Raw genomic sequence first — 25,953 nt, 5'->3', positions numbered from 1 at the left:
TGAACACGTAGGCGAACCAGAGGGTGGCGATCATGGCGTCACCCGCTTGAACTCGACCACCCAGACCCACGGGTTGGCTTGCCAGTCGCCGCCGACGGATGACCACAGCAGTTCGAACGATTTGCGCGGATCAGCGCTGTATGTCTCGATCCCCTCGACGTGCCACCAGTCACCCAGTTCGGCATGATCGGTGTACAGACGCACGCCTTCCGCCTTGGCCTGCTCTTCGCTGATGTCCTGCAATCGCTCGACGCGCACGTCGGTGATCTCCAGCAGGATGCGGCTGGCCCAGCGCGGCATGTGAATGCTTGGTCGCCACCGGATCAGTTCCTCTTCTCCCTCCCAGTCCGGTGTTCCATCGGCCCGGTAGATGATTTGGCAATCCGCTCGCTCTGCCTCGGGCACGCCTCCGTCGCGGAAGTCATTGATAAGGCAGGTCTCGCGCACCCAAAGCCGGTCACCGGGTCGTCCATGGGGGCACTCCGGGTTGGGCTTCGTAACATCCGGGTGTCGAATGAATGGCTGGCCCAGGCCGTAGCTGCCGATGTCGGCTTTCGAGCGGGGCTGAATCTTCAATGCCCGCCGCGTGACCGTCTTCCGGCCTTCCAGGATGGCGCGCACCATCGGCGCCGAGAACAGGATGGGGCGTTCTTTGATCTGGCTCACGGTGCCACCGCCTGGCGCACCCACACGCAGATAGGGCCGTCGTCGGTGTCGTGAATCGAGAAGATGAACCAGCCTTCGCCAGGAGGATTGGTCGGGTGCCAGGCCGCACAATCGGCGATACCTTCAGCAAGCCAAGACGCCTGCACTTCCTCTGACGCGTCGTATTCGAAAGCCAGTTCGCGCGCTTCCAGACCGCGCGAGTCAAACCAGGCGTATGGGATCAACTCGTCTTCGGTTGATGGCCAAGCCGGGTGGGTCCAGTAGCCGTGTGCGTCACGCTCAACTGGCTGCGATTGGATCAAAACAGTTTCTTCAGGCATGACTTCGTCCTTGCCGCTATAGCGGCTGACTTTGAAGGGGGAGTGGTTACAGATAGGGGTTGAGGCGTTTCAGCTCGTCGAGGCAGGCGTTCCAACCGTCCGCACTTGCGCGTTTCTCGACAAAGTCCAGCGGATCGAAAGTTCTGCGCTCAGGCATCACCACCGCTACCGGCGCGGGCTGCTCGGCGTAGAGCGGGCCAAGCTGGCGCACGGCATGCTCGTATGCGTTCCATCCATGCCGCCACCCATTCGCATACATGTCGTTCTCAGCTGTGCCAAGTGATTCGTCACGAGCTGGCAACCTCACTGCCACTGGCTCGCCCTGGGGCTGGGCGGCTGTCGCGCAAGAACCATCACAGCCGTCGAGTTGCACGGGGCACGGATGCGCATCCAGCAGGGCGCGTAGGAACTCTCTCATCCCTATCAGCGCTTCCTTGTGTTCGCTACGCGTACCGTTTACGAGGTCTTGCAGCATCTTGAGCGGCACGCCGTCAATCGTTTGGTTGGTGGTCATGGCTTCGGCTCCTTCAACTCAGGTACGAGCCTCTTGAGGTTCGGTAAGATCCAGGAGCAGCTCCATAGCCGGTATCTTTCGATAAGTTCGGCCTCGACTAGCATCTTCTGTTCTTCTGTCAGGCCGGCGTCACTGAAATTCATGCTGTAGCTCGGTCCTTTCGTTGCGGTCTTTAGAAGCTCGGCAGCTCGTTGTTTTCGGGTCGGGTTGTAGTACATAAATCACCTCAGCAAATCAGTTGTGCCAGTGCCAGCAGGCACCAGCAGTAGGCGGGGAGTTGGTGCATATCAGCCTTCCTCGCCGCAGCAGTCGGGGCAGTCCATGACATGGCCTTCCAAGAGATTGCTCGGTACGGTCTTCCTGTCCAGGCACAGGAGGCAGTTCGGCTCATTTCTATCCTCTGCTGGCTTGAGTGCGGCGTCGATACGGCGACAGTCCTCTCCCGTAACATGGGTATCGACCCAAGCCATTCGCAACATAATCAACAGGTCAGACGCCCGCTCATCCGCTGCGGTCAGGAGCTGTTGCAGGGCGTCACGCTCCTTGATTGCCTGGGCATGCTTACCGCGCCAGTGCAGCACCGCATCCAGTTCTTCAACCGTTTGAATTGGCTTGCTCATGCTCATAACCTCAATTGTCTGTGCCGGTGTAGGTGCGCCATGGCACCTTCACGCCGTTGACCAGAAAGCCCCAGTCACCACGCCACTTGCTGGTGATGAAGAGGGTGTAGACGCCGCCTGGTGATATCTGGTCGATGCGGTGGTACTCGCCGTGGTTGAGGCGGGCGGTGTCGCCGGCGCGCCGATCGATGTACTCGGTGGCCTGGGCGCCTAAAGGAACGTTGATGCCCGACAACACCGGGTCTTCGCTATCGAGCAGTCGCTGCTCCACATACCAGCCGCGCAGGATGATGGTGCGGGCGTTCCACGGGTGGTCGTGCAGGTCCCGGTCTTCGTCGTGCCGCATGATGTGGTGGACGCGGAACGACCACGGGCACCACCACAGCGCCGGCTTGTGCGTGTCGCGGGAGTAGGGGTTGAACAGCCACCAGCGGCCCATGTACATCTCGGCGCCGTCGGCGGACATGATGTGCAGGTAAGGGGAGCGCTGGGCGCGGGCGATGAGCCAGGCGGCAACCGCCGGGCGCGCAAGCAGCTTGGCGACGATGCGCCAGAACAAGTTGATCACGGGGAGTCCTTGCCGGGCCATGCCCGGGCGGTGGAGTGGGGGAGTTATGCGGCGTCAGTCGTTGTTGATCGAGAGCAAGGGGAATGCTGTTGCTGCCACTCGAGGAACTTGTCCATTGCCAAGGGCTTTAATTCGGTCCACCCGATGGGCCACCCCATCAGCCACTCGACCCATTCTGGGTTCAACTGGCCACCGACTGTTTCGTTCAGGGGCTTGCCACGTGTTTGGCTGGCCCGCTTGGCTTTGCCGGCTTGGGAGAAAACCCCGCTCTTTCCGTCCCGTGCCAGTGGAGTCGGCCAAAGCTTCACGGCTGAACTCAGCCCCCAGCCGGCATTCTTGCTGCTGCCAGGCTGGTTGTGGTTGCCGTGCACGGTTATCGTTGGCCACAAGCCAGCATCGATCGCGCTGATGGGGCGCTCCGCAGTCGGATGCTGAAACAATGCACCATTGAGCGTCATACCCCATTTCGGCAAGGTCACCGAGGACCACGGCAAGTCCTCTTCCCACAAGCAAAGGTGAGTTTTCCAGGTATGCCTTTTTAGGTCGTACCTCGCCGATGATTCTCGCCATTTCACGCCAGAGCCCAGAGCGGGCGCCGTCGATTCCAGCGCCATTCCCGGCAACTGATATGTCCTGACACGGGAATCCGCCAGAAACCACGTCAACAAGGCCGCGCCATGGTCTTCCGTCAAAACTGCACACGTCAGACCAAATCGGGAAAGCTGGGAGGGCTCCATCGTTTTGTCGTTGCGCCAGAACTTGTGCGGAGTAGGCATCACGCTCAACGGCGCCGACGGTGCGCCACCCGAGCAGGTGGCCGCCGAGTATTCCGCCACCAGAGCCTGCGAAAAGAGCCAGCTCATTCATTTATCCTCCGGGCAGCCGACAACCTTGCCGGCTGGCGTGATTCGTTCATATGGGGTATTACGGGTGACCGGCATGGGGCCAATTCAAGGAGCGAAGATGTTTGCGAAAATAGTTGTGGGGATACTGATCGGCTTTGTCGTAGGTTTCGTTGATTCTAAAGGACCATTCTGGACAAAGAGGGCTGAGACTATTCTGCAGGTCCTGATTCTCCTTGTTGGTCTCTCGTTCCTCGCGTCGTCCTTCATCGCCGGCGTAATTTACGGCGTGATGGCAATTGCCGAGATCGGTCTCGGCTTCTGCGCGTATGGAATAGTATTTAGAGCAAGAAGGGGATACTTCTAGCTTCCATTTAGTAGGGCTCCACCCGCCGGATGCAGCGAGTAGGGTGGGTTATTCGTCGCCGTCGTCTTCGGCGTTCATTTGGAGAGATTCAGCGAAGCCTGCTTGGCGTAATTTACGCGCCACGTTTTCAGATACGGTCATATCGTGGCGCGGAATTGCGAGCAGGTAGGCGGACTTCTCGGCACCAAGCGAGTGGGCGTGTGCGATCAACCGCCAAATGGTGGACCGGTCTTTCGTCTCGCCCAGGTCGGCGGTGAGCGCCGCCAGTCGTTCACGCATCCTCTCGCGGAAGTAGTGGCGGATGATGTCGGACGGGCCTTTGACTTTCGGCGCCGCCGCCGGCAAGTCGTCGGCCCGACCGTTCAGCACCAGCAGCTGCACCGCCTCGCTCGTTTCCTTGATCTTATGCCAGTGCATCAGCTCGTCGAGCATCTTCCGGGCGCCGTATGGCACCGTGTGCCGCAATTCCTGCTCGCCCAGCTCCTGCCGTTTCTCGGCAAGCCTGGCCGTTCGTTCTTCCTGGGTCACAGCCATGGCCTACCTCTTCTATTCCGCTGGCCGGCAGTGCGAGCCAGGTTTGACGTTTTCGTTGCTGGGTGCGGGCTATGCGGCGCATGAGGTGCTGCCGCGCCGCGCTTTTGGGTAGTCGATGCCGTGGGCGGCGATGATCCGCTCGAAGGCCTTATTGCCGATCGCCAGCTTTCCGCAGCACTGACGCCGGGTGATGCCCAACTCCAGGAAGGCACGGATGCGCTCGGCGAGCTTGGCGTCGCGGGTTTCGTCAATCTCCCTCCGCACAAGATTGTGGGCGCCGCCTCGGGTTGGCGCCTTGAACGTGATGTCGTACCGGGCAGCGTAGTTGTAGATCAGCCGTCGGCTTACACCAAGCTCAGCGGCGACCTCGGTCTGGGTGAGCGTTACGCCCAACTGGCGTATCTGCTCGGCCATCCTGAGGCGCGCCTGGGTGCGGATGTCGGTCTTGTCCAGGGGCAGGGGAGTAGTCTCAACTTTGCGCCGAACAAATGGTTTCGGCGCCGGCGGCATCTGGTTGCTGTAGGTGATCGGCTTGGGCTTGTAACCGATCGGCTCGGCCACTTCGATCTTGCCGCCGGCCGCCAGGTACTGCTCGACCTGGGCGGCCAGTTCATCCGATGCTGGCCGTAGTGCCTCGACCAGGCTGAGGTGGTTGCTGATCATGCTGCGATCCCCAGTACTTGGTTCATGCGGTCTTCGAGGATTTCGTAGAAGGTCTTAACCCGCTCGGTGATCTTGCGAATCATCGCCTCATCCCGGTACGCGCGCTTGATGAACAGCGGCATGCCCGGCCAGTAGCAAACAAAGTCGATCCACTCGCGCTCCGAAACCCACAGGCCACCCTGGCACTGGGCGACGTGTTCTTTTGGAATCTCGCCCGACAGGATTACTTCGACCTGAAATTTAGGCAGCTTGGTTTTAATTTCCGTCAGGCCCTTGGGCCCCACCAGCGAGTCAGGAGAATAGCCGGCGCCGTGGTTGAGGATGATTGCCACCTGGTTAGTTTCAACTTCCTCGCGCTGCTCGTAGAGCTTGCGGGCAACACCTTCCAGCTCGTGGCCGCGCTCTGTGTGGCGGTTGCCCGTGAACGTGTCGGCGGCCTCACCGGTGATGCGCTCGCCGATCAGCGTGTGCATGTAGGTAAAGGCGCCTACACCGAAACCGGCTTCGCCCTTACCGTTGGTAAGCAGGCATTCCAGTTCAGAGCAGGTGACGATACCCAGGCGCAGGGCCAGCCATTCCGGCGAACCCTGCTCAACCTCAGTGATTATCTGCATCATTGTTCTCCTGAGATGCGGCGTGTTGTGCTGCTGACTTGGTGAGCATGCCCAGCACCTGATCAAATACCGCCTTCTCAACGGAAGCCGGTGCACCATGAATTTTCTTAAATGCTTCCTTGGCCTTGTCGCTGCACTTATCCAGCAAGGTCGCCAACTGTGTGGCTTGGGCCGACGTGACGCGCGGCGTGATCTGGGCGGCCGGCCCGTTGCCGTCATCATCTTCGCCAGTAGTGGTGATGTTCAGCAGCAATCCGGCGGTATAGCGCTTGCCGTAGCTGACGCTGGAGGCCACGGCCTGTACGCCGTTTTTGCTGCCAGTGGCATCTACAGGAAGGACGATTGAGGTCACTTCACGGTGCCCGGCGCGGTGACTGAGAACGCCCTCAACCTCAATGCCTCGCTCGTTGCGAGGCGTGCGAAAGGTGATGGCGAACCCGTGTTTCGCCATTACCGGCTTGATCATCTCGTTTACGTCCTCCCAGAGCGCATAGGTGCTTTGGATGCGTCCGTTTTTATCCTTGATCCCGCCTCGCTCGCCGATTACGGGCATTTCCTCCTGCATCTGTGCCAACGCTTCGTCGTACATCTGTTTCGCGCTCTGCGCCTGCATGCGCTCATGCATTTCCATCAGGCGCTCAAGCTTGTTGATGTCGCAGGAAGGATCGGAGGCGGCGCGGCTGATTACCGCCATGATGCTGGTGTCGGAACTGATGGGAACCACCGCTTGGCGCCGCTGATCCGGCATGATGATTTCTGTGCTCATGGAAACCTCAGTATGAAATTGAAACGGCTGGAATCTTGCGTTGGGCGATCATGGTGACCGCCTGCTTGGCACAAGCCTCCGGCATGCCGCCGGCAATGAACGCTTCCAGGGCGGCGCGATTGATCTTCGCTTGGTGAGCCTTGTCGGCCTCGCGGGCTGCTGCCTGGCGCAAGATTTCGTCGGCGGCTGCGTCGGCGCGAGCCTTCTCGTCCAAGCGGGCCTGCTCAACAGCCCGCTTCTGGTCTTCGATGCCTTGCAGGCGGTCGCGCTCCGCCTTCTGCTCTGCCTCGACCTTTTCGCGCTTCGACTGTTCTGCCTTGCGCTCGGCGTCGGCGGCCTGCAACTTCAGGTCGTTCTCCCGCTTTTCGGCGGCGGCCTTTTCATCACGGACGCGCTGTGCTTCGGCTTCGCGATCCTGCTGGGCCTTTGCCTCGGCCTTGCGTGTTGCTTCCTCGGCTGCTTCGCGGGCAATGCGATCCTCGTTGTCCTTCTTGTCGCGGGCTTCCTTCTCCAGCCGCAGGCGGGTCAGTTCGGCCTGTTCGGCTTCGTACTGAGTTCGCTCGGCGTGCAGGGTGCGCAACTTCGCCAGGGTCTGGTCCTTCACCTGGGCAGCTTCGGCCAGGAACTCTTCCCAACCATCGTTGATTTCGATGGCTTCGAGGTCGGCGATCATCCGGGCAACTACGGACGCCGGAGGCGTTGCGCCGAACAGCGCCATATCCTTCATGCTGTCGATACCGTCGACGTGCTTATCTTTGCGCGCCTGCTCGGCGTTTTCCCAATCAGTCAGTGGCTGGCGGGTGGAATCGCGCAGGTTGTCCATCTTGGTGACGAAATCGCGCAACTCGGCCTCGACCACCTTCGGCATTTCCTTGAGGCGGCGCAGGTAGTCACGGCCCGGCTTTTCCACGGCTGCTTTCGACTTGCTGACTGTGGCGGCCAGGGAGGCGATACGCTCCCGGCCCTTGCGGGTGGTGAGGTCAGGCACCTCGCCGGTAACCTCGGCCTTCACCGCGTCGAAGAACTGGCCCAGACCGCCAGCTATGTAAATGGCCGGCGCGTTGTCGGCGCTGATGTCGTCGATGGTGATTACTTGCTGTTGTGCGGACACGGTGACTCCCTGCCGCGATGCTCGCAGCGATTGAAGGTGTGGGTTATTGAGCCTTGGCGAACGCCTGGGCCATTGCTGTCTGAGGCGAGGACTGCTCGACGACCTTTTTAGCCGCTAGGCATTCGGCATGATCGAACCACCCAAAGTGGCAGACGCCGACGTCGATGTTCATTTGGCCGGCGAGCCATTGGTAGGCGCCGGTTCGACTCATGCCGGCTTTCTTCATGTAGTCGTGAAAAACAGCCTTGGTCTTGTTGCGCACTGCTCGTAGCTTGTCGTCGGCTAGCGTGCCCAGCGGAATATCAGTGTCAGGGTGGAGACCTACATAGGCCCTGCACCCTTGGCAGAGGTAGGCGTAAGGCCAATCCCCATAACTGCGGCCGTTGTAGATTTCTGAGTTGCACACCAGGTGGACCTCATCACCGCAATAGCGGCAAACGGTCGGCGCAGGGATTGGATTCTTCACGCGTTTGAGTGCGCGGCGGCTGATGTGAGGCAGCGGTGCAGGCGCAGCAATGCGCTCGGGGGCGTGTGCCCGAGGATCGATCGACATGGTGTGTACCTATTGAGTGATCAGGCCGCCAATGGCTGGGCCCAGTAGAACGATGGTGAGGAAGGTCAGGCCAACGATGGCCGAGGTCCAGCGGATGGCGCGGCGCCGGTGCCGCTGGTGGGTATTCATGGCTACACCTGCTTACGCCAGCCAGCGTCGTACAGATTGATGCACGCTTCTTCATGAATCCTAAGCTGGGTCAGATGATCAACACCGTGTCGGCCTCCAGGGTGATCCTTGATTGCGCCGATCATTAGGTTTAGCTCGACGAGGCGCGCCTCCTCGGCGATCTGCTCGGGCGTGCGGATGGGTCGGAAGCAACCGTATGCGCCTTGAGTGACTTGCAAATATTCGAACTCAGGAGGCGCAAAAAAGGTGAATGCAGCCACCTCGAAAGAGCCGCTCATGAAGTGGGCTATCACCGTTACTTGGTCGCCAACACGCGGATCCGTCGGCATGGTTTCCTCGGGATTGAAACCGGCGAACTCGCATACCGTCCCAACAGGCGGAAGGCCTCCGCCGGTCCAGGGTTCAGGCTGGGCAATCTCGAGATAGGAGTTGCTCATGCACCCGAAGCCCATCTCCCACTCGCCATTTTTGAAGAACTGATAGCTGCCAGAATTTCCACCAAAGCATTTAATCCAAAGGCCGGAATGCGGGTTTATGTGGGTGGCGCCTTCGGGCTTTTTGGTCAGATCAATCTTCATGCCTTAACCTCATAAGCGACAGTCCACTCACCGCACAGGCAGGCTCGGCGGCTCCAGGCGTGGACGTTTTCGATACCAGCGTCGTAGGCCAGCGACAGGGCGCCGAGCCAGGACTTGTGAGTGAAAGCGAGGGTCATGCTATTCATGCGGCCTCCTTGCGCTGCCTGGTGATCTTCAGGAGGCGCTGGCAGTAGTGGGCGAACTCTTCGTTGGTGATGGCGTTGCCGGTGAGCATGTTGGTGATCATGGTCAGGACGACGCGCTGGGCGCCGGGCTCGCTGGCGGGATGCTCCAGGGCTTCGAGAGCTTCATCGATAAGGATGTGAGGGCTCATAGGTCGTTATCCACATCGTCTTCGGCCTCTTCCCGCTCTGCTGCCACTGCATCGGCGGCGTAGGGCCTGAGCAGGTCCATGGCGAATTTCTCGACCGTTTCTACTGGGCGCTCATTGCCGATCAAGTCACATGCATGACCGCGCGCCTCGCTGTGGCTGCCTAGGATTGCCGATAGGAACAGGCGGGCGAACGAATCACGATCATCCAGTCCTTCGATCTGGCGCTGATTCAGGACACCCTGCAGGTACGTGCAGAACCGGTCGAACGTCACCACCTGCGGCTGGCCATAGCGGCGCTTCCACTTGATGTCCATGCCGCACACCAACTGTTCCGCCGAGTGTTCCAGCCACTCCTGTTCCGCGCTCGCCTCGCTGACCTCTGGAGGCAACTGAGCGTCGAAACGCTCCTGGCATATCTTCAATGCTGCGTTCATGGTTGCCTCCAGGGTGGCGTTATTCGGTGGGAATCAGCTTGAACAGCTCGATCTCGTCGATTGGGTAAGCGCCGTTTTGCTCGCCGTAGAACCAGCGCTTGCGGTCGTTAGGCTCGGTCACCTCGACACACTTCTGCTCAGCACCATCCAAAATCATCAGGTATGAGGCGCCCGGCTTGGCCTCTGGCAGATCCTCAACCTTGATCCAATCGCTCATGGCGACCTCCAGTGTTTGGGGTTAGGCGGAATCAGCGGCCGTGATTTGGGTGAAAGCCGTGGCGAAACTCTGCCGACTTCCTGGCCGCTGCTGCGTCAATTAGGGTTTTGTGATAGCCGAGGTAGATGTGTTTCCTGTCTACGACTATGTGGGCTTGGAATCTGTTGTAGCGGTGGAGGAACACGACCCCGTGCAGTCCGCTGGTGTTGCGGTGTGAAAGCCTCATGTTCCGGTTGTTTTCGGTAATTGTTACGGCGCGCAGGTTGGCGGCACGGTTGTCCCGGCGATCGCCATTTACGTGGTCTATCTGCATGCCATCTGGGATGGGCCCGTGGAGCAGCTCCCAAACTAGCCGGTTGGTACGGAATTGATTTCCGCCCACTCGTATCACTTCGTAACCGTCGCTGTTCGACGATCCGGCACGCTTGTCGGCGTACCTCCTGTTCCAGTTATCAAGCATTTCGGGGCAGTTAACTTGATGCGACTGCCTGGTCTTCCAGTACATAGCGCCGTCGGATGGGTCGTAACGGAGCAAACAAATAACGTAGGAGCTGCTTATGCTCATCTGCACCTCTGATCTGGTAGGGCGGAGGGGATGATGGGTAGAGGTGGGGAAGGGGGATGCAGATGCCGGAGCTGATCCCGGCCTTTCAGGTTCTGCCAGCGCGCTTAGCAACGATCGTCACGCAACTGCTGGCAACATAGAGCCTCGTTTTGCTCCGTCCTCCTGACTACGTCTTCACGCATCAGCCTGCGCGTTCATCTGCATCGGGGTGTGATCTGGCCGGTGCTGGTCTCCGGCTTTCGATTGTCCTGACCTTGATCAGAGCCTGAGCCGTGATCGCCACGCTCCTGTCCGACTGGAAGCAATGTCGGTATGGGTGCCAGTCAGTTATTGCGCATCAGCCTGCGCACTCAGATCACACTCCGATGCAGCCTGGTGCTGGGGAGTACCAGGGCCTCGGGCAGTTAACGACAGGCTGTCGTGGCGCTGGTTGGTCTTGCGATTACCGCCATGGGTAGCCCGGGTACGGCTCTCCAGTTAATCCATGCTCAGCCTGTGCGGCCAATTTTTCCCAAAGTGACTTCAGTCGCTTGCGGCCCTTCTTGGTCTCTTGATCGGGTATTACTGTTTTGGCCAATTCCAATCCGCATTCTTCGCTGCAACAGCTGAAGCAGTGTCCCCAGGACGTGCTCCACATGCGTGCGCCGCCCCATTCGTCCTTGGCATCTTTCGCACCGCATTGCGGGCAATCGTGGGTGAGGTAGTACTGTCTGGTGCGCATGTTGCTGCCCTCGGTTGATTTCCCGTCAGGCCCTCTTGCGAAGGCCTATCGGTGAAATCCCAGGCCCGCTACTGGCGACGGCCTGGGCTGGTGGTAGCGCTTTGCCGCTGGTAATCTCGAGCAATTGCAAATTTCGCGATGCAGCCAGGGAACGGGCTTTTCCATATGGACGCTAAGATCCACAAGAAGCATCAGCGGTCGTTAAAGGGGGCTCCTGACTCGGATGCCGTCGCAGATGCTCATGTCGCTGGACGAGGCTTCAGCGAGGAATCAGCACGGTTCTTTGCTGGTGTCGGGGCCAAGAAGCGCGACGATATTCAAAAGCAATTTTCGCAAGACGAAACGCCTGAGCCAGCTAATGCAGCCAGACCTGATCACGAGTTGGATAGGGTGACGCTGCAGCTCAGAAGAGAATTCGCACTGCTGAACAGGATCTTCGAACTCCGGGAGATGGCCCGGGACCGTAGTAGTAAAAAACTTAGTCGCAAGGCTTCAAGGGACGCGATAAAACAGGCGAAAGAGGCTGGCGCCGCCAAAAAGCCGAAAAAAGTCCAGCCATCAAAGCGTACGAAACCTTCTACAAAGGAGGCTGAATCAAAGTGGACTCGAAAGACCTGCTGGCGCTGTAATTCAAATTTTTCGATTCATGCTGACTGGGAAAAGCCTCCAAGCCTTTGTCCGGCATGTTCGAAGGACATCAACGAAACTTATCTCCCTTCTGCGCCAGAACGATCAAGCCCCGTCGGCTGGGTCCGCATTGTTAATGGCGGCGCCCCTGGTTTAGGGAGGCGCCGGTAGCTGCTCTGCAGTTGGCTTCCGAAAGCGCCTGATTCAGGCGCTGACGTGAAATCTTCTGTTGGCCGGCTTCTCGCTACTGGCGTCGGTCACCGGCTTGAATCAAATGTTCTTCCAGCCGCGGGCCTTTCGGCTTGTTCTCCCGCTGGATAACTGTTCTTGGCGCTTTACGCTGCACGCCCGGGTCAGTTGCCAACCCTCTGAACCGTTTAGGCCGGTTCATCGCTGCCTTTGAATCTGGGCCGGTGGTGATCCGGCAAGGGGTGTCGCTAAAGAGCGGCGGGCGGTAGCCCTTCGCAGTGGCGGTGTGTCGCTGCGATGGATTAAATATGAACTACAGGTTCACGTTCAGTCAAGTACCAAAAGTACATAATTTCTGGTTCACTTTCGAAGGGAGGAAAAACGGCGGACGAAATGGGATTTACGCTGAACCAACGGTTCGCTATGCTCGCGCCACAACTGTACGCATATACAGTATTTAGTCAGGAGGGAGTTTCATGGCAAAGAAGCAGGCGGCACCGGCAGCGCGGCAAGACATGAGCGGAATTGAGCGGCTTGCACTACGCGTCTCATCGATGATCAATCACCCGGTCGCGCAGGCGCAGCGCTGGGTGACGATTCATCGCCTTGACACGGATGGTGATCGGGAATGGGATGAGGTGCTGGGCGTGATCGCTGATACCGACGAGCTTGAGCTGACACTCAATGACGACGGCAGCGTGACGGTCAGGTGGGAGCAGCAGGAGGTCGAGCCAGTGGGGAGGGGAGAGGTCGAGTTTGAGCCAGAAGAAGAGACGGCGCCTTTCTGACGGGCACAAAAAAGCCCGCTCAGTGGCGGGCTATTCAGTTCAGCAAAGGGGGGGCCTTAGGATTTGGGCGACCCAGAACAGGGTGTTCGCCCGCCTGTCAAAATATAAAGCACGTCTACTCCACCCGTTGCTATGCTGGCCAGGTAGATCGCGTTAGGAACCCTTAATCCTCGCTCGTAGATGCTCTGCGCGTTCACTTTAACCCCGCCTAGGGTCCCAAGCTCTTCCTGAGTGAGTCCGAGGCGCTTACGCTCTTCGCGTAGACGCTGCGCAATCTCTTTCATTGGATCCCCCCATAATTGAGCCCGCACTCTACCATCCGTGGCGTACGGCCACCATTGGTCGAAAGCTAGGCTTTAGCATTGCCGTCGCGACTAAGCTGAATCTGCCTAGAGCCGTGATAGAGGCTGAGATGAGAGAAAAGCATCGTAAGTTGTACATGTCGGCCTGGTGGGAGCTCTTTGCTTTGGACCAGGGCCAGCATCAAGCCGAAGACAAATACTTCCAACTGCTCAGCGCCGCTGACGATATGGAGCGCAGGCAACTTATTACGAGCGACGAATGGAGATACCTTATCCGCCGGGCGGGCACTTGCCTGAGTGATGGATCTGAAGGCTTTGATCTGATAGGGATGCTAAAAGCTAGGCGTGCGCCTCAAGACTCATGAAATAACGGCGGTGTTTACAGCTCATAAAAAAGCCCGCATGCGCGGGCAAAAAGGGATGAACCAAAAGGAGTGCGTATTACATATCATATATATTTCAGTTTTATTAAAGCATTCTGGGTTTTGCTAAATTTGCTGAAATCGAAATTCACCACTCGAAGCCTCTAAATTGTAGGGCGGCGCAGATAGAAGTCGCTCACGACAAGACTGGCATTCATTTCTCAAGAAAGGTGATGTAGCGCCGAGAGGTCTGTCGCGATATCACCATTTCCTCAAGGATTTCCCTGGCGAGCTTATTGATACCTGCCTCCCCATGGTATTGGCGGCGATCTATATTCACGACTGTGAACTGATCCGACTCCGGCCCCGTCACGTCGATTGACAGCGTGTTGTCAGCGCTGATCGTGCATGAAATTACGCAGTTGGGGAGGCGACTGGTGAGGACGGCCTCAATCTCGGCCCTGCTTAACGTGTCCATACGTCCTCCAAATTCCAGGGCATGAGCTGTAAATCCTAGACTCTTTAGCAAGGTTGTAAATGGTGCCAATGCTTCGCCGACGAATCTGGTGAAAGAGATACGCCTTCGGCTGCCGGCGAAATCTAAGGCCTTGCATTAGGTGCAGGCAGATACAAGAAGCCCGGCACTGGGCCGGGCTCTTATTTCTGGGGTGGTAAAATTTGACCATACCCATCAGGCAGCGCCCTTGGCGCTTTAGCATCAGCCTGAACAGCCTTCACTTTCACCGCTGCTGATCGTTTAGCCGCGTTGACGACCAACTCGCCTCGAAGATGGTGAAGAGAAAGCATACCTTCGAATAAGCCGAGCATCTTTACCATTACAAAGCACGTAGTACTTGCGATCAGGAAGCATGGAATGCTGGCATATGTAAAACCATGCCATTCCTGTGGGAGCGTCTCAAGACGCGTCTTCAGCGCGGAACTAATGATGATCACCATCATTGCAAATATGGCACTGCTCAGAAGGGCGATCCAATAGTGCTGCTGTTTGGTGAGGGATCGAGTAAGGCGCTCTGCCTCAGTGGGGTTCAGTTGGTCGGACTGAAGGAAATTGGCCGTTATGGGCATGACCTGCACGACAGCTGCACAAAGGAAACCCAAGAAGGCGATTAATCCTTCTTTCATGTCAAACCAGAACGCCAGTGGCGTCCAGTAGGCCGCTGCGACCCCTGATGCGAGAGGGAGGGTAATCGCAGCTAACCTGGAGATCACGATAAGCCGCATTTTGCCTACTCAGGTATTTTTCCATTTGCCAGAAAATTTGAATACGCCTCAACTGTAGCACGCTGCACATCTACAGGGTCCAAAAGCGTGCCAATGATTTGATTGTCGCCATCTTGAGCTTTGATAAGGCGAATGGAAGCGTTGTGATGAAGCCTGATTGAGCCGTCTGCGCCTATTTTCCCACCCTTAGCACGAACTTGAAGCTGGCTATCAGGAAGATTGCGCAACCCAGTTTCCAACTGTGCCAGCGCTACACGGTCTATTTTCCTTTTTTTCGTCTGAAAGCCGATATGGACTTGGACATTCAGCTCTGCGTCAGGAGGAACTGACTCCATCAGGGAAGCAACGTTGGCATCACCACCTAGCAGTTCACTTAGTATTTTCCGCGCCGTTGCCCATCCTGTACGTCTGCCCGTATCAATCTGTCCGGTCTGGGTAACCTCGCTGACTCTTTCTACGGTTCGCGGTGGCTCATCAGGTACCGTCGGAGGTGGTGTGGCTACGCCTCCAATAATAATTTCCTGAATATCTTCTAGATCGCCTCCCACTTCTTGGACGTCGAATTTAGAGTTCAGTGTTATTGCCGCCGTTGCAGGAAGGGTTGTTGTCTTGCTCTTAAGTAGCCACGACAAATATTCTTCAAATTCAGCTGTTTTTAGCGACATGCTCTGCACAATGAACGCATGATCATCTTTTACCATCCAGAACATCTCAGAATGGACATATTCCGATTGCTCTGGAGCTCGCAGTTGATGGACGGGGACGAGTTCGGCTGTATCATCCGCCGTCTGACACAGCGCCTGAAGATGGCCTTTTGTAAAGTGCAATATATCGCCAAAAACGAAGGTGGTTTGTTCGTTCGAGTCGTTATACCAATTGATGAATAGGCTATCGTTGCCTTGTTCGTATAGCCTCTCAAGGTAACGAGTTTTAATAGGGCTGCCGGATGTCCCAATCGACTCCATCGCTGACCTGATCATTGCCTCAAGAGTTACCGTCACCCCGGCAGGTCGAGAAAATTTTCGGTAGTGGATGGTTACCGGCTTGCGTTCCAATGCCATGTTGATGTCCTTGTAGGTTCTCGAGTCGTTAGATTTTTAATCTGCGGTATCTTTAATCACTCTACACGCCTGCCGGGCTGCCGCCCTACCGTACAATGCCTCCCGTCTTCACCTCACCCACACGCCACCATAAAAGTGGTTCAGCGCTATCAGCTCAACCACCGCGACGATGGTGCAGAGCACAACGAAGCCGGGGCTGAAGACTCGCTTGCGATTAGATGAACCATCACCCAGCCAGAACGCGCCGGTGCAGCTGGTAACGACGGCCATGAACGCCAGCCAGGCCCAGACCCAAAACTTGCTCCAGAAGCTCTCCTCTGCCATGCAGTTATTTTTTCTGTTCCGCAGCGCGAGTTATTCGGCCGTTCTTCACCTCATCCGCATAACCCGCCAGCCGATCCTCATCCGCATGAAACACGGTACACATCCTGAGTACGGCCTGGGCGTCTACTTCATTCCCTGCAAGACTCAGCCGCTCAGCAATCCTCATCAGCTCTACGGCTGACCACTTGAGATCGGAGGCAATGCCTTGCAGGTCGCGCTTGAGGTCTTGGTTGGGCTTGGTCAGAGACATAGCTTCATACCGGCTGTCCGTTCCACACGTAAAGCACCCGGGCCAGGATGTGGGTGTCATCCACACGGATGTCCTCGGGGTCGTGATGTTTGTTGTCCGAAATCATCTTGAAGCGGTCCTTGCCTTTCTTTTGCAGGCGCTTCACGTACAGCATTTCGTCGTGCGAGAAGAGGTAGATACCGTCGCCTGTGAACTCCCGGATCGTGATGTCCACGAGTAGCGGGTCGCGGTCCTTGATCGTGGGCGCCATGGACTGGCCCCACCCGGTGATCATCTTCAGGTGAAAGTGTTCTTTGAAGGTAAGGCCCAGGTCGCGCAGGTGCTTGGGGCTGACCCTTATGTCCTGGAGCATTTCCGGGTATTCGTGCGGGATCTGCCCGCCGCCCATCGCTGCGCGTACGTCGTAGTGAGCAATCCATACCTCGTCACCGACCTGGCCGGGGCGAGAGAAGTCGACGGTTATGACGTTGCTCGCGGGTTCATTTGCTGCCGTCGCAATGCGCTGACGGACCTCTTTTGGCAGTCCTTTTCCGTGCTTTTCAAGCATTTCGCGCACTAGATCGGCTGCAGAAGGGGCGTCTACGCTCATCGGGGTCGAGGACTTGCCCAGGCTGGAATGGCCAGGCTCATCACCCGACCCATGCTGTAGCCACTCAATTTTCACATCGAGCGCCTCGGCGATAGCCTGCATTTTGGCGGGACCGGGAATGGACTCACCGTTCAGCCATTTGCTCGCTGCCTTCGGTGTGACTTTGGCTATTTCAGACAGCCGAGCGCCAGCGCCCCATTGGTCGATGCCTTTTGCGGCAACGGCTTTTTTGAGGCGGGAGGCAAACGCTGCGCGTATCTCTTCGATTTGAACCATAGGTTCAATATCGCATGGCCTTGCATGTACTTTCAGTTCCGACATAACATGTACTGCAAGTTCATATTTCGCTTGGAGGCCACATGAGCCCGCTTAAGAAATCAATTGATGATGCCGGCGGCGTTCCGGTGGTTGCTCTGGCATGCGGCAAGACGCCTCGGGCCGTTTACAAGTGGCTTGCCGCCGACTGCCTGCCCCGCACCGAATACACCGGAGAGACACGGTACGCAGAAAGAATCGCCGCCCTGGCTTCTGCAAATGGCAAGCCATTTGAGCCTTCTTGGCTTCTTTCCGAGGCCCATCCGAAGAAGACGGCCGCCTGACATCTCTGTCGCCGATCCATTGAGCAAATGATCGCCTCTGCACCTGCGGGGCGCCACGTAAAGAATTTCGAGGTTTTAGGCATGCAAGATTTTTTGAGGGCTTGCGACACCGTCGTCGAAGAGGCGAACACCAAAAATCTCGCCACGTTGATGAGCATGCCACCGGTGAGCTTGCTCCAGCGCGCCAACGCGAACTACGACGGCGCATGGTTCAACGTGAAGCACCTGTACTCCTTGCTTCTGCACACGGATGACATGCGCCCCTTGGCTGCATTGGCTGGCGAGTTTGGTTATTCGATCCTCAAGACAGATCAGCCCAAGGCGATCGACATCCACGAAGCGCTTGGGCGAGCAACCTTGGAGTTCGCCGAAGTCACTGTCGAGACGCATGCAGCCATGGCTGATGGCCGAGTAGATCAGGTCGAGCGCGCACGAATCCTGCGCGAGATCGACCATGCCGAGAGCGCTCTGGCACAGCTGAAAGCCTCCGTGAAGGTCGCCTGATGAAAGCCGAACTGAAACTTCAACTGAACGCTCAGCCCGGTCTTTCCGAGCTTGAAGGGTTATTTGCCGCCCTTGAACAGATTCTCTCCGATGTTCCGCACCTTCGCTTGAAGGTCCTCGATCTGCTTTTCACCCTCAGCGACGGCAGCCTCAAACCCGGCTTTGTCGAGTTGGTGGCGATTCCCGCATTCGGGGCAGATGGTCATTCGGTCATTGAGCTTCAGATAACCGACCGAATGAGGGAATTGGTGGGCGCACTCGCCGCAGGTGATGTTGAAGTTTTGAGTATCTATCAATGACATGTCCGGCCTCCTGGCCTTCGTTTGTGGAAATTCGAAATTACCACGGATGCGCCGGACACCTATAACGCCTGAATTTCAGGCACAAAAAAGCCAGGTTCGTGGCCTGGCTCATTGCTACATCAGCGAGGCAATAATGAATACACAATCGATTCCCGTCAATACCCCTGCCAATCCCGCGCCACGTTTTTCGCAATCTGAAAACGTGGCGCGGACTATGTCGTCACGCGAGATCGCGAATCTCACCGGCAAACGTCACCCAGACGTGAAACGCGATATTCAGGCCATGGCCGTAGAGCTGAAAGTAGATGTGAGCGAATTTGCTCACATTTACAACGACAGCCGGAATCGAGAGCAGGTTGAGTATCTGCTTGACCGCGAACACACGGATTGCCTGCTGACAGGGTACAGCGCTGGCCTACGCATGAAAGTGATCCGTCGCTGGCGTGAACTGGAACAGCAGCAGGGTGCTCGCGAACAGGTCCAACTCACCGGCACCAAGGTAATCGGCGAGATCGCCATCATGGAGTGTTTCACGCACCTGCTGAAGCCTGCCGCGTCCTGTCAGATGGCAATGCTCACCAAGATCGCCCAGAACAATGGCCTGGATCCTAAGTTCCTCCCAGGGTACGCCGTTGACGCCGCCCCCGATGCCGCTGGTGGCTCTTCGATGCCCACCAAGGCAATCACCGCCCTGATCAAAGATCACGCCATCGCCAGCACCGCCCGCGCCTTCAACCTTGCACTTGAGGCCCACGGCTTCCTCAAGGTGCTCCAGCGCAAAAACTCCAAGCAGGAAATGGTGGACTTCTGGTCCGTGACCGAGAAGGGCATGGCCTACGGCAAGAACCTCACCAGCCCTCAAAGCCCCCGCGAGACGCAGCCTCACTGGTACGTGGATCGCTTCCTCGAATTGGCCGGCCTTGTCGGCAAAGGAGCCAAGTAATGGCCGGTGATTGGATAAAATTCGAACTGTGCACCCTGGACAAGCCAGAGGTTTGCCAGATCGCGGAGTGGGCTGGTATCGATCCAGATGCTGTCGTGGGCAAGCTCATGCGCGTTTGGGGCTGGTTCGATCAGCAGACAGAAAATGGTAACGCTCCGAGCGTTACTAAAAAGTTACTTGATCGTCTCGTTGGCGTTAACGAGTTCTGCGACTACATGAAACTGGTCGATTGGATGGTTGAGTGCGAGGGTGTTATCAGCCTCCCTCATTTCGACCGTCATAACGGGAAGACCGCTAAAAACAGGGCTTTGACGGCTCGCAGGGTTGCCGGACATAAGTCAGGTAACGCAAAAGGTAACGCTGCCAGCGTTAAAAGTGCGTTACCTAAAGAAGAGAAAGAGAAGAATAAAGAACCTCTCTCTGCGCGTGAGTCGGTTGACCCTCGCATGCCCAGCGAAATGACCCTCGACTGGAATCCTGATCACAAGCTTCTGAAAACCTACTCGGTTCACTCTGGCGTGGCGCTGGACCTGTTCACCGAAGAGGCGCGGCGCGCATTCACTGCTCACTACGAACCTCGCGGCCAGGTGAATACTCAGGCCGAGTGGGTGCAGATGCTGGTGAAGTGGGTGCTGAACGACCGAAATCGCGCAGCGGCATCGAACATCAGGCAGTTCCCGGCACGCCAAAGCAATGAGCCCGACTTCGACAGCAACGCCTGGGCCGAAGGGATTGTGGTGAGCCCATGAAGCCAGCCAACCAACTGATGGCTACCATGGGCAACCTGCCTGCCGTAGAGCCTCGCCAGCCTCTCCAGGTGACGCCGCAGACGGCGGAAGTGGTGAATGACCTGTTCCGTCGCCTGCGCGGGATCTTCCCTGCATGGCGCCAAGCCTGGCCATCCACCGAAGCGCTCGACGCCGCCAAGGCCGAATGGATCAAGGAGTTCGCCGACGAGGGTATCCGCACCCTGGAGCAGATCGAGTTCGGTATCCAGAAGTGCCGCAAGCTCAAGAAACCGTTCGCTCCGAGCGTCGGTGAGTTCATCGCCATGTGCACACCAGGGCCTGAGGACTTCGGCATGCCAGCCGTTGGTGACGCCTGGATTGAAGCGCTGATGACCACGTACAGCCACGAAGCGGTGAAGCTGGCCGCCGAGGCTACCGGTCTATTCGACCTTCGAGGCGCCAAGCAGGAAGACAAGGGGCTGCGCGCCAGGTTCGACCGCAACTACGAAATCATCCTTCGCCGTGCCCAGGCCAGGTTGCCGCTCGACGGCCGGATCGCAACCGGAATCGGTCACGACAGCCAGAAGACCGAATTCGAACTGGCCAACGAACTGGCTGACCAGCGGACCCAAGCGCGAATCCTCAAGCAGGGCATCCCGGCCGACGGCAAGTCCGCCCGCGAACTGCTGCTGGCCAAGTTTGGCAAGAAGACCACGGAGCAACGGACATGAGCGAAATCACCAGAGGTGCAATCGGAATGCCTTTCGAGATGGCAATGGAAAGCGAGTTGTCCCGCCGTCAGTTCCATTCCATAGCCCAGGCACTGCTGGTCGAGCGCGACCAGCTCAAGGCCGAGAACGAAGTGTTCGAAGAAGGTATGCGCTCCCTGGCGTCGACTTTGGGTGCTGGCGGCTACAACGCCGAAACGCTGACCGCCATTCAGCTAGTTGGAAAGGTCCAGTGGGGCGTTAACCACCTCGCTGATACCTCCGCTCGCATAGCTGATGATCTTCGGGCCGAGAACGATGCGCTGCGCAAGCATCAGCCAAGCGACGAAGTGATTTGGTGTGCGTGCGGTGATGGTCATTCAGCGAACAGCTACGGCGCTGGGTTCATGGATGCGAACAACGGGGCTTGCGCAAACTGCGACGCCGCCATGGGCAAGGGGCAGCAGTCATGACAGGTATGGCGAAAAGCGTATTCAACATGCTGGAAAAGGTTTTCGCGGCTGAAATTGAAAACCGCCTTCCATACCAGACCAAATCCAAGCTTGCCGTGGAGATGGAAGAGTTCGGGTATCTGGAGTTCGGCAGCGAGCGAAAAGGCATCGTCAGCGTTTCTGGTTACTACCTGACTCATGCTGGGCGGCTTGCCTACTGCGAAGAGTGTCGGGACGTGGAGGTGCCGAATGACTGACAAAATCTCCGTCAACTGCCGCTCCATGCTCACCGAGGCAATCACCCGCATGTCCAAGATGTTCGAGGACAAGCACTTTGTGGTGGTGAGCCTTCGCCCGGGCAAGGACCGCACCCTCGACCAGAACCGCCTTTGGTTCGCCATGTACAAGCGCATCGCCGAGATGACCCAGATCGGCGACGCCGCCGACGCCCGCCAGTACTGCAAATTGCACATCGGCGTGCAGATCCTGCTGAACGAGGACGCCGGCTTCCAGGCCGAGTGGTACCGGGTGATGCGCCACCTTCCTTACGAAACGAAGCTGGCCATGATGGGGGAGTGCAAGCTGTTCGGCCCTGACGGCTTCCCGGTGACCAGCCTATTCAATCGTGCCCAGGGCATCGCCTACACCGACCGCATCGTCGCTCGCTTTGCACCGCAGGGCGTGTACTTCTCTGACCTGCTTAGCCAGGAGGCCGCATGAGCCATAACTTCAAGCCGGGCGACCTGGCGCTGGTTATCAATCACACCTTCCCACCAGTGATCGGCACATGCGTCGAGTTGATAAGCCGTCATCTGGTGAGTCCCGTGGATCGCAAAGACCCAATGGATCCAGGTGTGTATGAGCAAGAAGGTGGCGATCCGGTATGGGTCGTGAGCGACGACAAGGCCATCGTTTGGGAAAAGTGGTTGATGCCCCTGCGCGGCGACTTTGCTCCCGAGCAGCGGAAAGCCAAGGAGGCTGTATGACCATCGAAAGGAAGCCGGCCAAGCCGAAAAAATGCCGCGTTGCTACGTGCAGGGCCTCATTCGTCCCTTCGCGCATGGGCCAGGCGGTATGCAGCCCGGCCTGCGCAATGATCGACGCGCCCAGGCATGAGCCGAAGGCGCGCAAGGCCTTGGCCAACATCGAACGCAAGGACATCAAGGTCCGCAAGGAGAAGCTGAAGAGTAGGGCGGACCACCTCAAAGACACGCAACAGGCCTTCAACGCCTGGATACGGGCGCGTGATGCTGGTCGGCCATGCATCTCATGCGGCACCACTGCAGACGTTCAGTATTGTGCCGGCCACTACAGGACGACCGGATCGTGCCCAGAGCTCCGCTTTGAGCCGCTGAACGTGCACCTCCAGTGCAACAAGAACTGCAACCTATCGAAGTCCGGCAACATCCTCGGCTACCGCCCGCGCTTGCTGGAAAAGATTGGCGCCGAGGCAGTTGAGTGGCTGGAAGGTCCGCATGAGCCGAAGAAATACACCATAGAGCAACTGAAGGCGATGACCGCCGACTACCGGGCAAAGACCAGAGAACTGAAAAAGGGGCTCGCAGCATGAAACTGATCAACGCAAGGCAGGTATGGACTGAGGCTCAGCACGAATCGAATGCGTCGATCAGCGCTGTAGCCATCGACAAGGCCCAATCAGCACCGATCAAGAAGGGGCAGCGTATGCGCCGGGCCGAGGCGGTGTTCGCTGCGCTGGGGGATGACAAGGAAGAGCGCATTCAGGTTGTGCGCCAGAAGATTAGCATAAGCGAGACGCGCGGTACGCCCGCCGGCCGCTCCACTGCTCGCGCCGCGCACCTGGCCACCATCGGCAAAGTACTGCGCGCCATCGACACGCTTCCGTTCCAGGTGCAGCAGTTCGGGCACTACCTGTACCACCCGGCGATGAACATGAAGCATCTGTTGAACGCGGTGCTGCTGATAACCGCCAAAGCCGCGCTGCCTGACCTGACTTCGGCCAAGCGCGTGAAGGCGCAGTACCTGGTCACCCTGGCCCTGCAATCGTACAAGGGGGAGGTGCACGGGGCTGCGGAGTGGGGGCCGGCGCGGGTAGCCGCTGAGATGAATGCGTTCTTCGGCGTGACCATCGACCCGAAGAACTGGACGCGTGACTGGCTCGACCTGTGGGAATCTCTGAAAGAAGTGATAAAGGAAGTGGATATTCAAGCTCAACAACCACTATGGCAGGTGATTCACTCGGAAAAAGATCAAAAGGCGGCATAATAATATTGACATGATGGGGTTTTGCGCGTACTTTTCCCATAGTGCACAAGTAACGCGAAACGCACACGAAACCCTGAACCCGGCCAAGCGTCGGGTTTTTCGTTTTATAATGGCATTAAGCCATTGAGTTTTTTACTCCGATTGATAAGACTCCACCTTTCATGAAAGGAGTCTTAAAGTGGCAAAAATATCTATCGCAGCTTTCGAGCAAAAGGTTTTTGAAATCGAGGAGATGAGGGTTGTCGTTCGCGGAAACCCTAATGAGCTCGTCGAAGATTATGACTATGATCGGGCTACCAGCTCTCGTACCAGTATTACCAAGTGGCTTGAAAACCGAATCAGGCCCTGCGTTGGGGAGCACGTTGTAGTTGTGATCGCCGGTGAAGGGACGATTCCTAACGGCCGAACTCACGTTAGCAACCTGCGCAAAAGTTACGTGGAATAATACCGAATACCTAAAACCCGGCATGTTGCCGGGTTTTTTATTGCCTGAGTTTCACTGCAGCCAGGACAGCATCAGGGAAGGTAATTCAGTGCATCAATAGTGCGATCCCTGTTTATCGAAGCGGTAGCTATGTTCCATCTAACGCTTCTGATGTTCCTTCGATCGGCTACTCGCTTGGCTTGCTCTAGAGTGGTTAGGGACGTCAGCTCTTCAAGGAATGCGCCCTCATATAGAGATGCGATCAGCCATGCGCTCATTTCAGTCATGCCTTCTCGACGAAACAAAACTACTTTCTTGGACCGACCTTGCATGTAGTGAATCTCATAAAGTCGCAATGGACGATCGCTCGTGTAAGTGGTGCCCGGTGGAATTGGACGCTGGTCTAAAAGAAGCGAGGCCAGACACATTTAGAAATAGTCGAGATTGTTTTTTGGTCCCATTAGGAAATTTCTATCGTGTCGATTATAAAAAAACAGAACTCGTCGTTGGATGAGTCTGAAAATACAGCACAACCACTCTAAGGCTCGCCATAACGGCGGGCCTTTTCGTTTTCGGTTCCGCCACTCCCTTCGCTCTGAGCTGGGAGTGCCGCCGGGGCTGACCTATTACTGGCCAAGGCCAATTTCTTCATGGAGTGACGATGGATCCTACTGACCTCGGCCCAGGCACAGCTACCTGGCTGGGCGGTAGCGCCACCGTTGTACTGGGCGGCCTGCTTTGGCTGCGCCGCTTCCTTTCCAAGGATGCGACCGATCGCGCAATGGATAGCGCCGATATCGGTACGCTGAAGCGCCTGAACGAGTTGCTGAACCAGGAGCGAGCCGCCCGCAAAGAAGCCGAGGCCCGTGCCGATCAGTTCGCGAAAGAGCGGAATGACCTGGCAGCCGCCGTGGGGCGCATGGAAGGGAAGATTGAGGCACTGACCAGCCAAGTCGCCCAACTCACTGACCGCGTGACGCAGCAGAGCGACGAGATCACTCGCCTGCGCACCAAGCTGGGAGGAATCGCCTGATGGACAGATGCGCACTGGAATTTATCGCCCGCCGCTGGTGGCGACGGGCCGAGGTCTGGGCTATCGCCATTTTGCTGGTTGGTGGCGGCGCCGTTCTCGGCTACCAGGCTGCCTACTGGTCTCTCGCCGAGAACCAGAGCAATCAGGTCAAGGGCATCCGCGAGGCATACGACACCGCGATGACTGAGCGTGACAAGCGCTTGGAAGAGCTTACTCGCCAGACTGGCACCGCAGCAGAGAAGGCCACCAAGGCAGCAACGTCTGCAGCCCAGGCAGTCGACAAGGTGGACGAAGCTCTAAACCGGACAGCCCAGTAATCCGCGCCACGTTTTCGAATGCGTCAAATCGTGGCGCGAGGTTCTGCAGATGAACAAAGTCACCCGCCTGCGCCACGCGCTACCGATGAGCCCTGACATCAGCAGGGCCGTGAACGATCTGGATGGCGCCATCGCCAAGGCGGTAGACACTGCGAAGACTGCCGGAATTCCCCAAGGCCTGATCGTCGGATTGCTCCACGGTCATGCACACGCTCAGACACACCAGATGGTGACCGCATGACCATCAAGGTTCTGGAGTTCAAGCGGGAGGGCTGGCGCGATGCTGCCAAGACTCTGCGCAAGATCGCCGACAACCTTGATGCCGGTGAGCATCCCGAGTGCACCGTAGGCGCCTTGACGCTGATCGGCGCGAAGGGAGAGGTCACGGTATTTGGCCTTGGCCCAAAGTGCGACGACCTACAGTGCTTGGGTGCGATGCGCCTGGGGGAGCAGAAGCTGATCGATGTGCTGCTGAAGGGTGGGGAGGGGTAGGTGTGCCGCAGGTGAGAGCGGCACGCTTTTAGGTTAAGACTATTTGATCACTTTCACCGTGGCGGTGATCTCGTAGGTAGAGAAGCCCTTAGACTGGAAGTCATCCCAAACAGTTTGGGGGTCGAAGCCGATGAGTTTTTCGGATGTATCGAGCTCTCTGAGCTGCTCCTCCACTTGCGGGCCTATCCAGAGCTTTTGCTCATCCGATAGATCGTTCAGCGTTTTCTCATCTGGAATGGCTAGCGCCCGATGTTTTGACTGGTTGTAGTAGGCCTTTACCTTAAACTTCATCGTCTTGCTCCTTGAGTGTTGGAGCAGCATCAATACTGGTAAATGGTCGCCTCATCAAGTTACGCGC

General features: G+C 57.5%; 45 protein-coding genes. 19 read left to right on the top strand and 26 right to left on the bottom strand.

Annotated elements, in window-relative coordinates; genetic code table 11:
- Positions 1–30 precede the first annotated feature (30 nt).
- From BM70_RS0111290 to BM70_RS31855, 6 genes are all read right to left on the bottom strand, one after another.
- Positions 31–666: a hypothetical protein gene (locus tag BM70_RS0111290; RefSeq protein WP_025856114.1), complete on the bottom strand. Its 636-nt coding sequence runs from the start codon at positions 664–666 to the stop codon at positions 31–33.
- Entirely contained in the window at positions 663–986 is a 324-nt protein-coding gene (locus tag BM70_RS0111285; protein ID WP_025856113.1) for a hypothetical protein, read from the bottom strand. The genes BM70_RS0111290 and BM70_RS0111285 overlap by 4 nt, the downstream gene beginning before the upstream one ends.
- 46 nt (positions 987–1,032) lie before the next feature.
- Positions 1,033–1,500, bottom strand: a complete 468-nt coding sequence (locus BM70_RS0111280) for a hypothetical protein (protein WP_025856112.1) — start codon at positions 1,498–1,500, stop codon at positions 1,033–1,035.
- Between the two features lie 287 nt (positions 1,501–1,787).
- Positions 1,788–2,120 carry a hypothetical protein gene (locus tag BM70_RS0111270; protein ID WP_025856110.1) on the bottom strand — a complete coding sequence of 111 codons (333 nt, stop codon included), beginning with the start codon at positions 2,118–2,120 and terminating at the stop codon, positions 1,788–1,790.
- A 10-nt stretch (positions 2,121–2,130) separates the two neighbouring features.
- Entirely contained in the window at positions 2,131–2,688 is a 558-nt protein-coding gene (locus BM70_RS0111265; RefSeq protein ID WP_025856109.1) for a hypothetical protein, read from the bottom strand.
- Positions 2,689–2,742: 54 nt separating this feature from the next.
- Complete coding sequence (locus tag BM70_RS31855) at positions 2,743–3,555, bottom strand: DNA cytosine methyltransferase (protein ID WP_025856108.1); 813 nt, start codon at positions 3,553–3,555, stop codon at positions 2,743–2,745.
- 96 nt (positions 3,556–3,651) lie between these two features.
- Here BM70_RS31855 and BM70_RS0111255 point away from each other — a divergent pair, with 96 nt between their 5' ends.
- Positions 3,652–3,897: a hypothetical protein gene (locus tag BM70_RS0111255; RefSeq protein ID WP_025856107.1), complete on the top strand. Its 246-nt coding sequence runs from the start codon at positions 3,652–3,654 to the stop codon at positions 3,895–3,897.
- Positions 3,898–3,945: 48 nt separating this feature from the next.
- Here BM70_RS0111255 and BM70_RS0111250 read toward each other — a convergent pair whose 3' ends face one another.
- The 12 genes from BM70_RS0111250 to BM70_RS0111190 all read right to left on the bottom strand — a co-directional run bounded on the left by BM70_RS0111250 (position 3,946) and on the right by BM70_RS0111190 (position 10,395).
- The gene (locus BM70_RS0111250; RefSeq protein ID WP_025856106.1) at positions 3,946–4,431 is read right to left on the bottom strand and encodes a hypothetical protein; all 486 of its coding nucleotides are present in this window, start codon (positions 4,429–4,431) and stop codon (positions 3,946–3,948) included.
- A 69-nt stretch (positions 4,432–4,500) separates the two neighbouring features.
- Positions 4,501–5,094 (bottom strand): hypothetical protein, encoded by a 594-nt coding sequence (locus BM70_RS0111245; RefSeq protein WP_025856105.1) that lies wholly within the window; start codon positions 5,092–5,094, stop codon positions 4,501–4,503.
- Positions 5,091–5,708, bottom strand: coding sequence for a lambda exonuclease family protein (locus tag BM70_RS0111240; RefSeq protein ID WP_025856104.1), 618 nt, complete (start codon positions 5,706–5,708; stop codon positions 5,091–5,093). The genes BM70_RS0111245 and BM70_RS0111240 overlap by 4 nt, the downstream gene beginning before the upstream one ends.
- A complete protein-coding gene (locus tag BM70_RS0111235; RefSeq protein ID WP_025856103.1) occupies positions 5,692–6,474 on the bottom strand; it encodes an ERF family protein in 783 nt (260 codons plus the stop codon). The genes BM70_RS0111240 and BM70_RS0111235 overlap by 17 nt, the downstream gene beginning before the upstream one ends.
- 7 nt (positions 6,475–6,481) lie before the next feature.
- On the bottom strand, positions 6,482–7,585 hold the full coding sequence (locus tag BM70_RS0111230) for a hypothetical protein (protein WP_025856102.1): 1,104 nt from the start codon (positions 7,583–7,585) through the stop codon (positions 6,482–6,484).
- 43 nt (positions 7,586–7,628) lie between these two features.
- Positions 7,629–8,138 (bottom strand): zinc-finger-containing protein, encoded by a 510-nt coding sequence (locus BM70_RS0111225; RefSeq protein ID WP_025856101.1) that lies wholly within the window; start codon positions 8,136–8,138, stop codon positions 7,629–7,631.
- 131 nt (positions 8,139–8,269) lie between these two features.
- Positions 8,270–8,845, bottom strand: coding sequence for a hypothetical protein (locus BM70_RS0111215; protein WP_025856100.1), 576 nt, complete (start codon positions 8,843–8,845; stop codon positions 8,270–8,272).
- Positions 8,842–8,991 carry a hypothetical protein gene (locus BM70_RS33335; RefSeq protein ID WP_010566434.1) on the bottom strand — a complete coding sequence of 50 codons (150 nt, stop codon included), beginning with the start codon at positions 8,989–8,991 and terminating at the stop codon, positions 8,842–8,844. The genes BM70_RS0111215 and BM70_RS33335 overlap by 4 nt, the downstream gene beginning before the upstream one ends.
- Entirely contained in the window at positions 8,988–9,179 is a 192-nt protein-coding gene (locus BM70_RS0111205) for a hypothetical protein (RefSeq protein ID WP_025856099.1), read from the bottom strand. Before BM70_RS0111205 ends, BM70_RS33335 begins: the two co-directional genes overlap by 4 nt.
- Positions 9,176–9,613, bottom strand: a complete 438-nt coding sequence (locus BM70_RS0111200) for a hypothetical protein (RefSeq protein WP_025856098.1) — start codon at positions 9,611–9,613, stop codon at positions 9,176–9,178. Before BM70_RS0111200 ends, BM70_RS0111205 begins: the two co-directional genes overlap by 4 nt.
- A 19-nt stretch (positions 9,614–9,632) precedes the next feature.
- On the bottom strand, positions 9,633–9,830 hold the full coding sequence (locus BM70_RS0111195) for a hypothetical protein (RefSeq protein ID WP_025856097.1): 198 nt from the start codon (positions 9,828–9,830) through the stop codon (positions 9,633–9,635).
- A gap of 31 nt (positions 9,831–9,861) precedes the next feature.
- Positions 9,862–10,395 (bottom strand): HNH endonuclease, encoded by a 534-nt coding sequence (locus BM70_RS0111190; protein WP_025856096.1) that lies wholly within the window; start codon positions 10,393–10,395, stop codon positions 9,862–9,864.
- Between the two features lie 886 nt (positions 10,396–11,281).
- Here BM70_RS0111190 and BM70_RS33070 point away from each other — a divergent pair.
- A complete protein-coding gene (locus BM70_RS33070) occupies positions 11,282–11,914 on the top strand; it encodes a hypothetical protein (protein ID WP_155952150.1) in 633 nt (210 codons plus the stop codon).
- Between the two features lie 494 nt (positions 11,915–12,408).
- Positions 12,409–12,720: a DUF1654 domain-containing protein gene (locus tag BM70_RS0111180; protein WP_025856095.1), complete on the top strand. Its 312-nt coding sequence runs from the start codon at positions 12,409–12,411 to the stop codon at positions 12,718–12,720.
- 56 nt (positions 12,721–12,776) lie between these two features.
- On the opposite strand, the gene BM70_RS33065 is transcribed toward BM70_RS0111180, so the two are convergent.
- From BM70_RS33065 to BM70_RS0111140, 7 genes are all read right to left on the bottom strand, one after another.
- A complete protein-coding gene (locus BM70_RS33065; protein ID WP_025856094.1) occupies positions 12,777–13,004 on the bottom strand; it encodes a helix-turn-helix domain-containing protein in 228 nt (75 codons plus the stop codon).
- A gap of 594 nt (positions 13,005–13,598) precedes the next feature.
- Entirely contained in the window at positions 13,599–13,862 is a 264-nt protein-coding gene (locus BM70_RS0111165) for a hypothetical protein (RefSeq protein ID WP_025856092.1), read from the bottom strand.
- Between the two features lie 179 nt (positions 13,863–14,041).
- Positions 14,042–14,626, bottom strand: coding sequence for a hypothetical protein (locus BM70_RS0111160; RefSeq protein WP_025856091.1), 585 nt, complete (start codon positions 14,624–14,626; stop codon positions 14,042–14,044).
- Positions 14,627–14,631: 5 nt separating this feature from the next.
- Positions 14,632–15,687 carry a hypothetical protein gene (locus BM70_RS0111155; protein WP_025856090.1) on the bottom strand — a complete coding sequence of 352 codons (1,056 nt, stop codon included), beginning with the start codon at positions 15,685–15,687 and terminating at the stop codon, positions 14,632–14,634.
- Between the two features lie 108 nt (positions 15,688–15,795).
- Positions 15,796–16,011, bottom strand: coding sequence for a hypothetical protein (locus BM70_RS0111150; RefSeq protein WP_025856089.1), 216 nt, complete (start codon positions 16,009–16,011; stop codon positions 15,796–15,798).
- 4 nt (positions 16,012–16,015) lie between these two features.
- Complete coding sequence (locus BM70_RS0111145; protein ID WP_025856088.1) at positions 16,016–16,261, bottom strand: hypothetical protein; 246 nt, start codon at positions 16,259–16,261, stop codon at positions 16,016–16,018.
- A gap of 4 nt (positions 16,262–16,265) precedes the next feature.
- Positions 16,266–17,126 carry an XRE family transcriptional regulator gene (locus BM70_RS0111140; protein ID WP_025856087.1) on the bottom strand — a complete coding sequence of 287 codons (861 nt, stop codon included), beginning with the start codon at positions 17,124–17,126 and terminating at the stop codon, positions 16,266–16,268.
- An 83-nt stretch (positions 17,127–17,209) separates the two neighbouring features.
- On the opposite strand from BM70_RS0111140, the gene BM70_RS0111135 reads away from it, so the two are divergent.
- The 16 genes from BM70_RS0111135 to BM70_RS0111055 all read left to right on the top strand — a co-directional run bounded on the left by BM70_RS0111135 (position 17,210) and on the right by BM70_RS0111055 (position 25,595).
- Positions 17,210–17,449: a hypothetical protein gene (locus BM70_RS0111135; RefSeq protein ID WP_025856086.1), complete on the top strand. Its 240-nt coding sequence runs from the start codon at positions 17,210–17,212 to the stop codon at positions 17,447–17,449.
- Positions 17,450–17,530: 81 nt separating this feature from the next.
- The gene (locus BM70_RS0111130) at positions 17,531–17,953 is read left to right on the top strand and encodes a phage regulatory CII family protein (protein WP_025856085.1); all 423 of its coding nucleotides are present in this window, start codon (positions 17,531–17,533) and stop codon (positions 17,951–17,953) included.
- Positions 17,953–18,252, top strand: coding sequence for a hypothetical protein (locus BM70_RS0111125; protein WP_025856084.1), 300 nt, complete (start codon positions 17,953–17,955; stop codon positions 18,250–18,252). The genes BM70_RS0111130 and BM70_RS0111125 overlap by 1 nt, the downstream gene beginning before the upstream one ends.
- Positions 18,253–18,388: 136 nt before the next feature.
- A complete protein-coding gene (locus tag BM70_RS0111120; RefSeq protein WP_025856083.1) occupies positions 18,389–19,198 on the top strand; it encodes a Rha family transcriptional regulator in 810 nt (269 codons plus the stop codon).
- On the top strand, positions 19,198–19,947 hold the full coding sequence (locus BM70_RS0111115) for a DnaT-like ssDNA-binding domain-containing protein (protein ID WP_025856082.1): 750 nt from the start codon (positions 19,198–19,200) through the stop codon (positions 19,945–19,947). Before BM70_RS0111120 ends, BM70_RS0111115 begins: the two co-directional genes overlap by 1 nt.
- Entirely contained in the window at positions 19,944–20,657 is a 714-nt protein-coding gene (locus BM70_RS0111110) for a replication protein P (RefSeq protein ID WP_025856081.1), read from the top strand. The genes BM70_RS0111115 and BM70_RS0111110 overlap by 4 nt, the downstream gene beginning before the upstream one ends.
- Positions 20,654–21,106 (top strand): hypothetical protein, encoded by a 453-nt coding sequence (locus tag BM70_RS0111105; RefSeq protein ID WP_025856080.1) that lies wholly within the window; start codon positions 20,654–20,656, stop codon positions 21,104–21,106. The genes BM70_RS0111110 and BM70_RS0111105 overlap by 4 nt, the downstream gene beginning before the upstream one ends.
- Positions 21,103–21,342 carry a hypothetical protein gene (locus BM70_RS0111100; RefSeq protein ID WP_025856079.1) on the top strand — a complete coding sequence of 80 codons (240 nt, stop codon included), beginning with the start codon at positions 21,103–21,105 and terminating at the stop codon, positions 21,340–21,342. Before BM70_RS0111105 ends, BM70_RS0111100 begins: the two co-directional genes overlap by 4 nt.
- Positions 21,335–21,805 carry a hypothetical protein gene (locus BM70_RS0111095; protein WP_025856078.1) on the top strand — a complete coding sequence of 157 codons (471 nt, stop codon included), beginning with the start codon at positions 21,335–21,337 and terminating at the stop codon, positions 21,803–21,805. Before BM70_RS0111100 ends, BM70_RS0111095 begins: the two co-directional genes overlap by 8 nt.
- Positions 21,802–22,071: a hypothetical protein gene (locus BM70_RS0111090; RefSeq protein WP_025856077.1), complete on the top strand. Its 270-nt coding sequence runs from the start codon at positions 21,802–21,804 to the stop codon at positions 22,069–22,071. The genes BM70_RS0111095 and BM70_RS0111090 overlap by 4 nt, the downstream gene beginning before the upstream one ends.
- Positions 22,068–22,655: a recombination protein NinG gene (locus BM70_RS0111085; RefSeq protein ID WP_025856076.1), complete on the top strand. Its 588-nt coding sequence runs from the start codon at positions 22,068–22,070 to the stop codon at positions 22,653–22,655. Before BM70_RS0111090 ends, BM70_RS0111085 begins: the two co-directional genes overlap by 4 nt.
- The gene (locus tag BM70_RS0111080; RefSeq protein ID WP_025856075.1) at positions 22,652–23,329 is read left to right on the top strand and encodes a hypothetical protein; all 678 of its coding nucleotides are present in this window, start codon (positions 22,652–22,654) and stop codon (positions 23,327–23,329) included. The genes BM70_RS0111085 and BM70_RS0111080 overlap by 4 nt, the downstream gene beginning before the upstream one ends.
- A gap of 1,085 nt (positions 23,330–24,414) precedes the next feature.
- Complete coding sequence (locus BM70_RS0111070) at positions 24,415–24,786, top strand: chemotaxis protein (RefSeq protein ID WP_025856073.1); 372 nt, start codon at positions 24,415–24,417, stop codon at positions 24,784–24,786.
- On the top strand, positions 24,786–25,103 hold the full coding sequence (locus BM70_RS0111065; RefSeq protein ID WP_025856072.1) for a hypothetical protein: 318 nt from the start codon (positions 24,786–24,788) through the stop codon (positions 25,101–25,103). The genes BM70_RS0111070 and BM70_RS0111065 overlap by 1 nt, the downstream gene beginning before the upstream one ends.
- A 49-nt stretch (positions 25,104–25,152) precedes the next feature.
- Complete coding sequence (locus BM70_RS0111060; protein ID WP_025856071.1) at positions 25,153–25,344, top strand: hypothetical protein; 192 nt, start codon at positions 25,153–25,155, stop codon at positions 25,342–25,344.
- The gene (locus BM70_RS0111055) at positions 25,341–25,595 is read left to right on the top strand and encodes a hypothetical protein (protein WP_025856070.1); all 255 of its coding nucleotides are present in this window, start codon (positions 25,341–25,343) and stop codon (positions 25,593–25,595) included. Before BM70_RS0111060 ends, BM70_RS0111055 begins: the two co-directional genes overlap by 4 nt.
- Before the next feature lie 39 nt (positions 25,596–25,634).
- Here the strand turns inward: BM70_RS0111055 and BM70_RS0111050 are convergent, their stop codons facing one another.
- Positions 25,635–25,886, bottom strand: a complete 252-nt coding sequence (locus BM70_RS0111050) for a hypothetical protein (RefSeq protein ID WP_025856069.1) — start codon at positions 25,884–25,886, stop codon at positions 25,635–25,637.
- Positions 25,887–25,953 lie beyond the last annotated feature (67 nt).

This window comes from Pseudomonas sp. CHM02 (assembly GCF_000612585.1).
Lineage (GTDB): Bacteria > Pseudomonadota > Gammaproteobacteria > Pseudomonadales > Pseudomonadaceae > Aquipseudomonas.
This window is presented reverse-complemented; position numbering and strand designations above follow the sequence as displayed.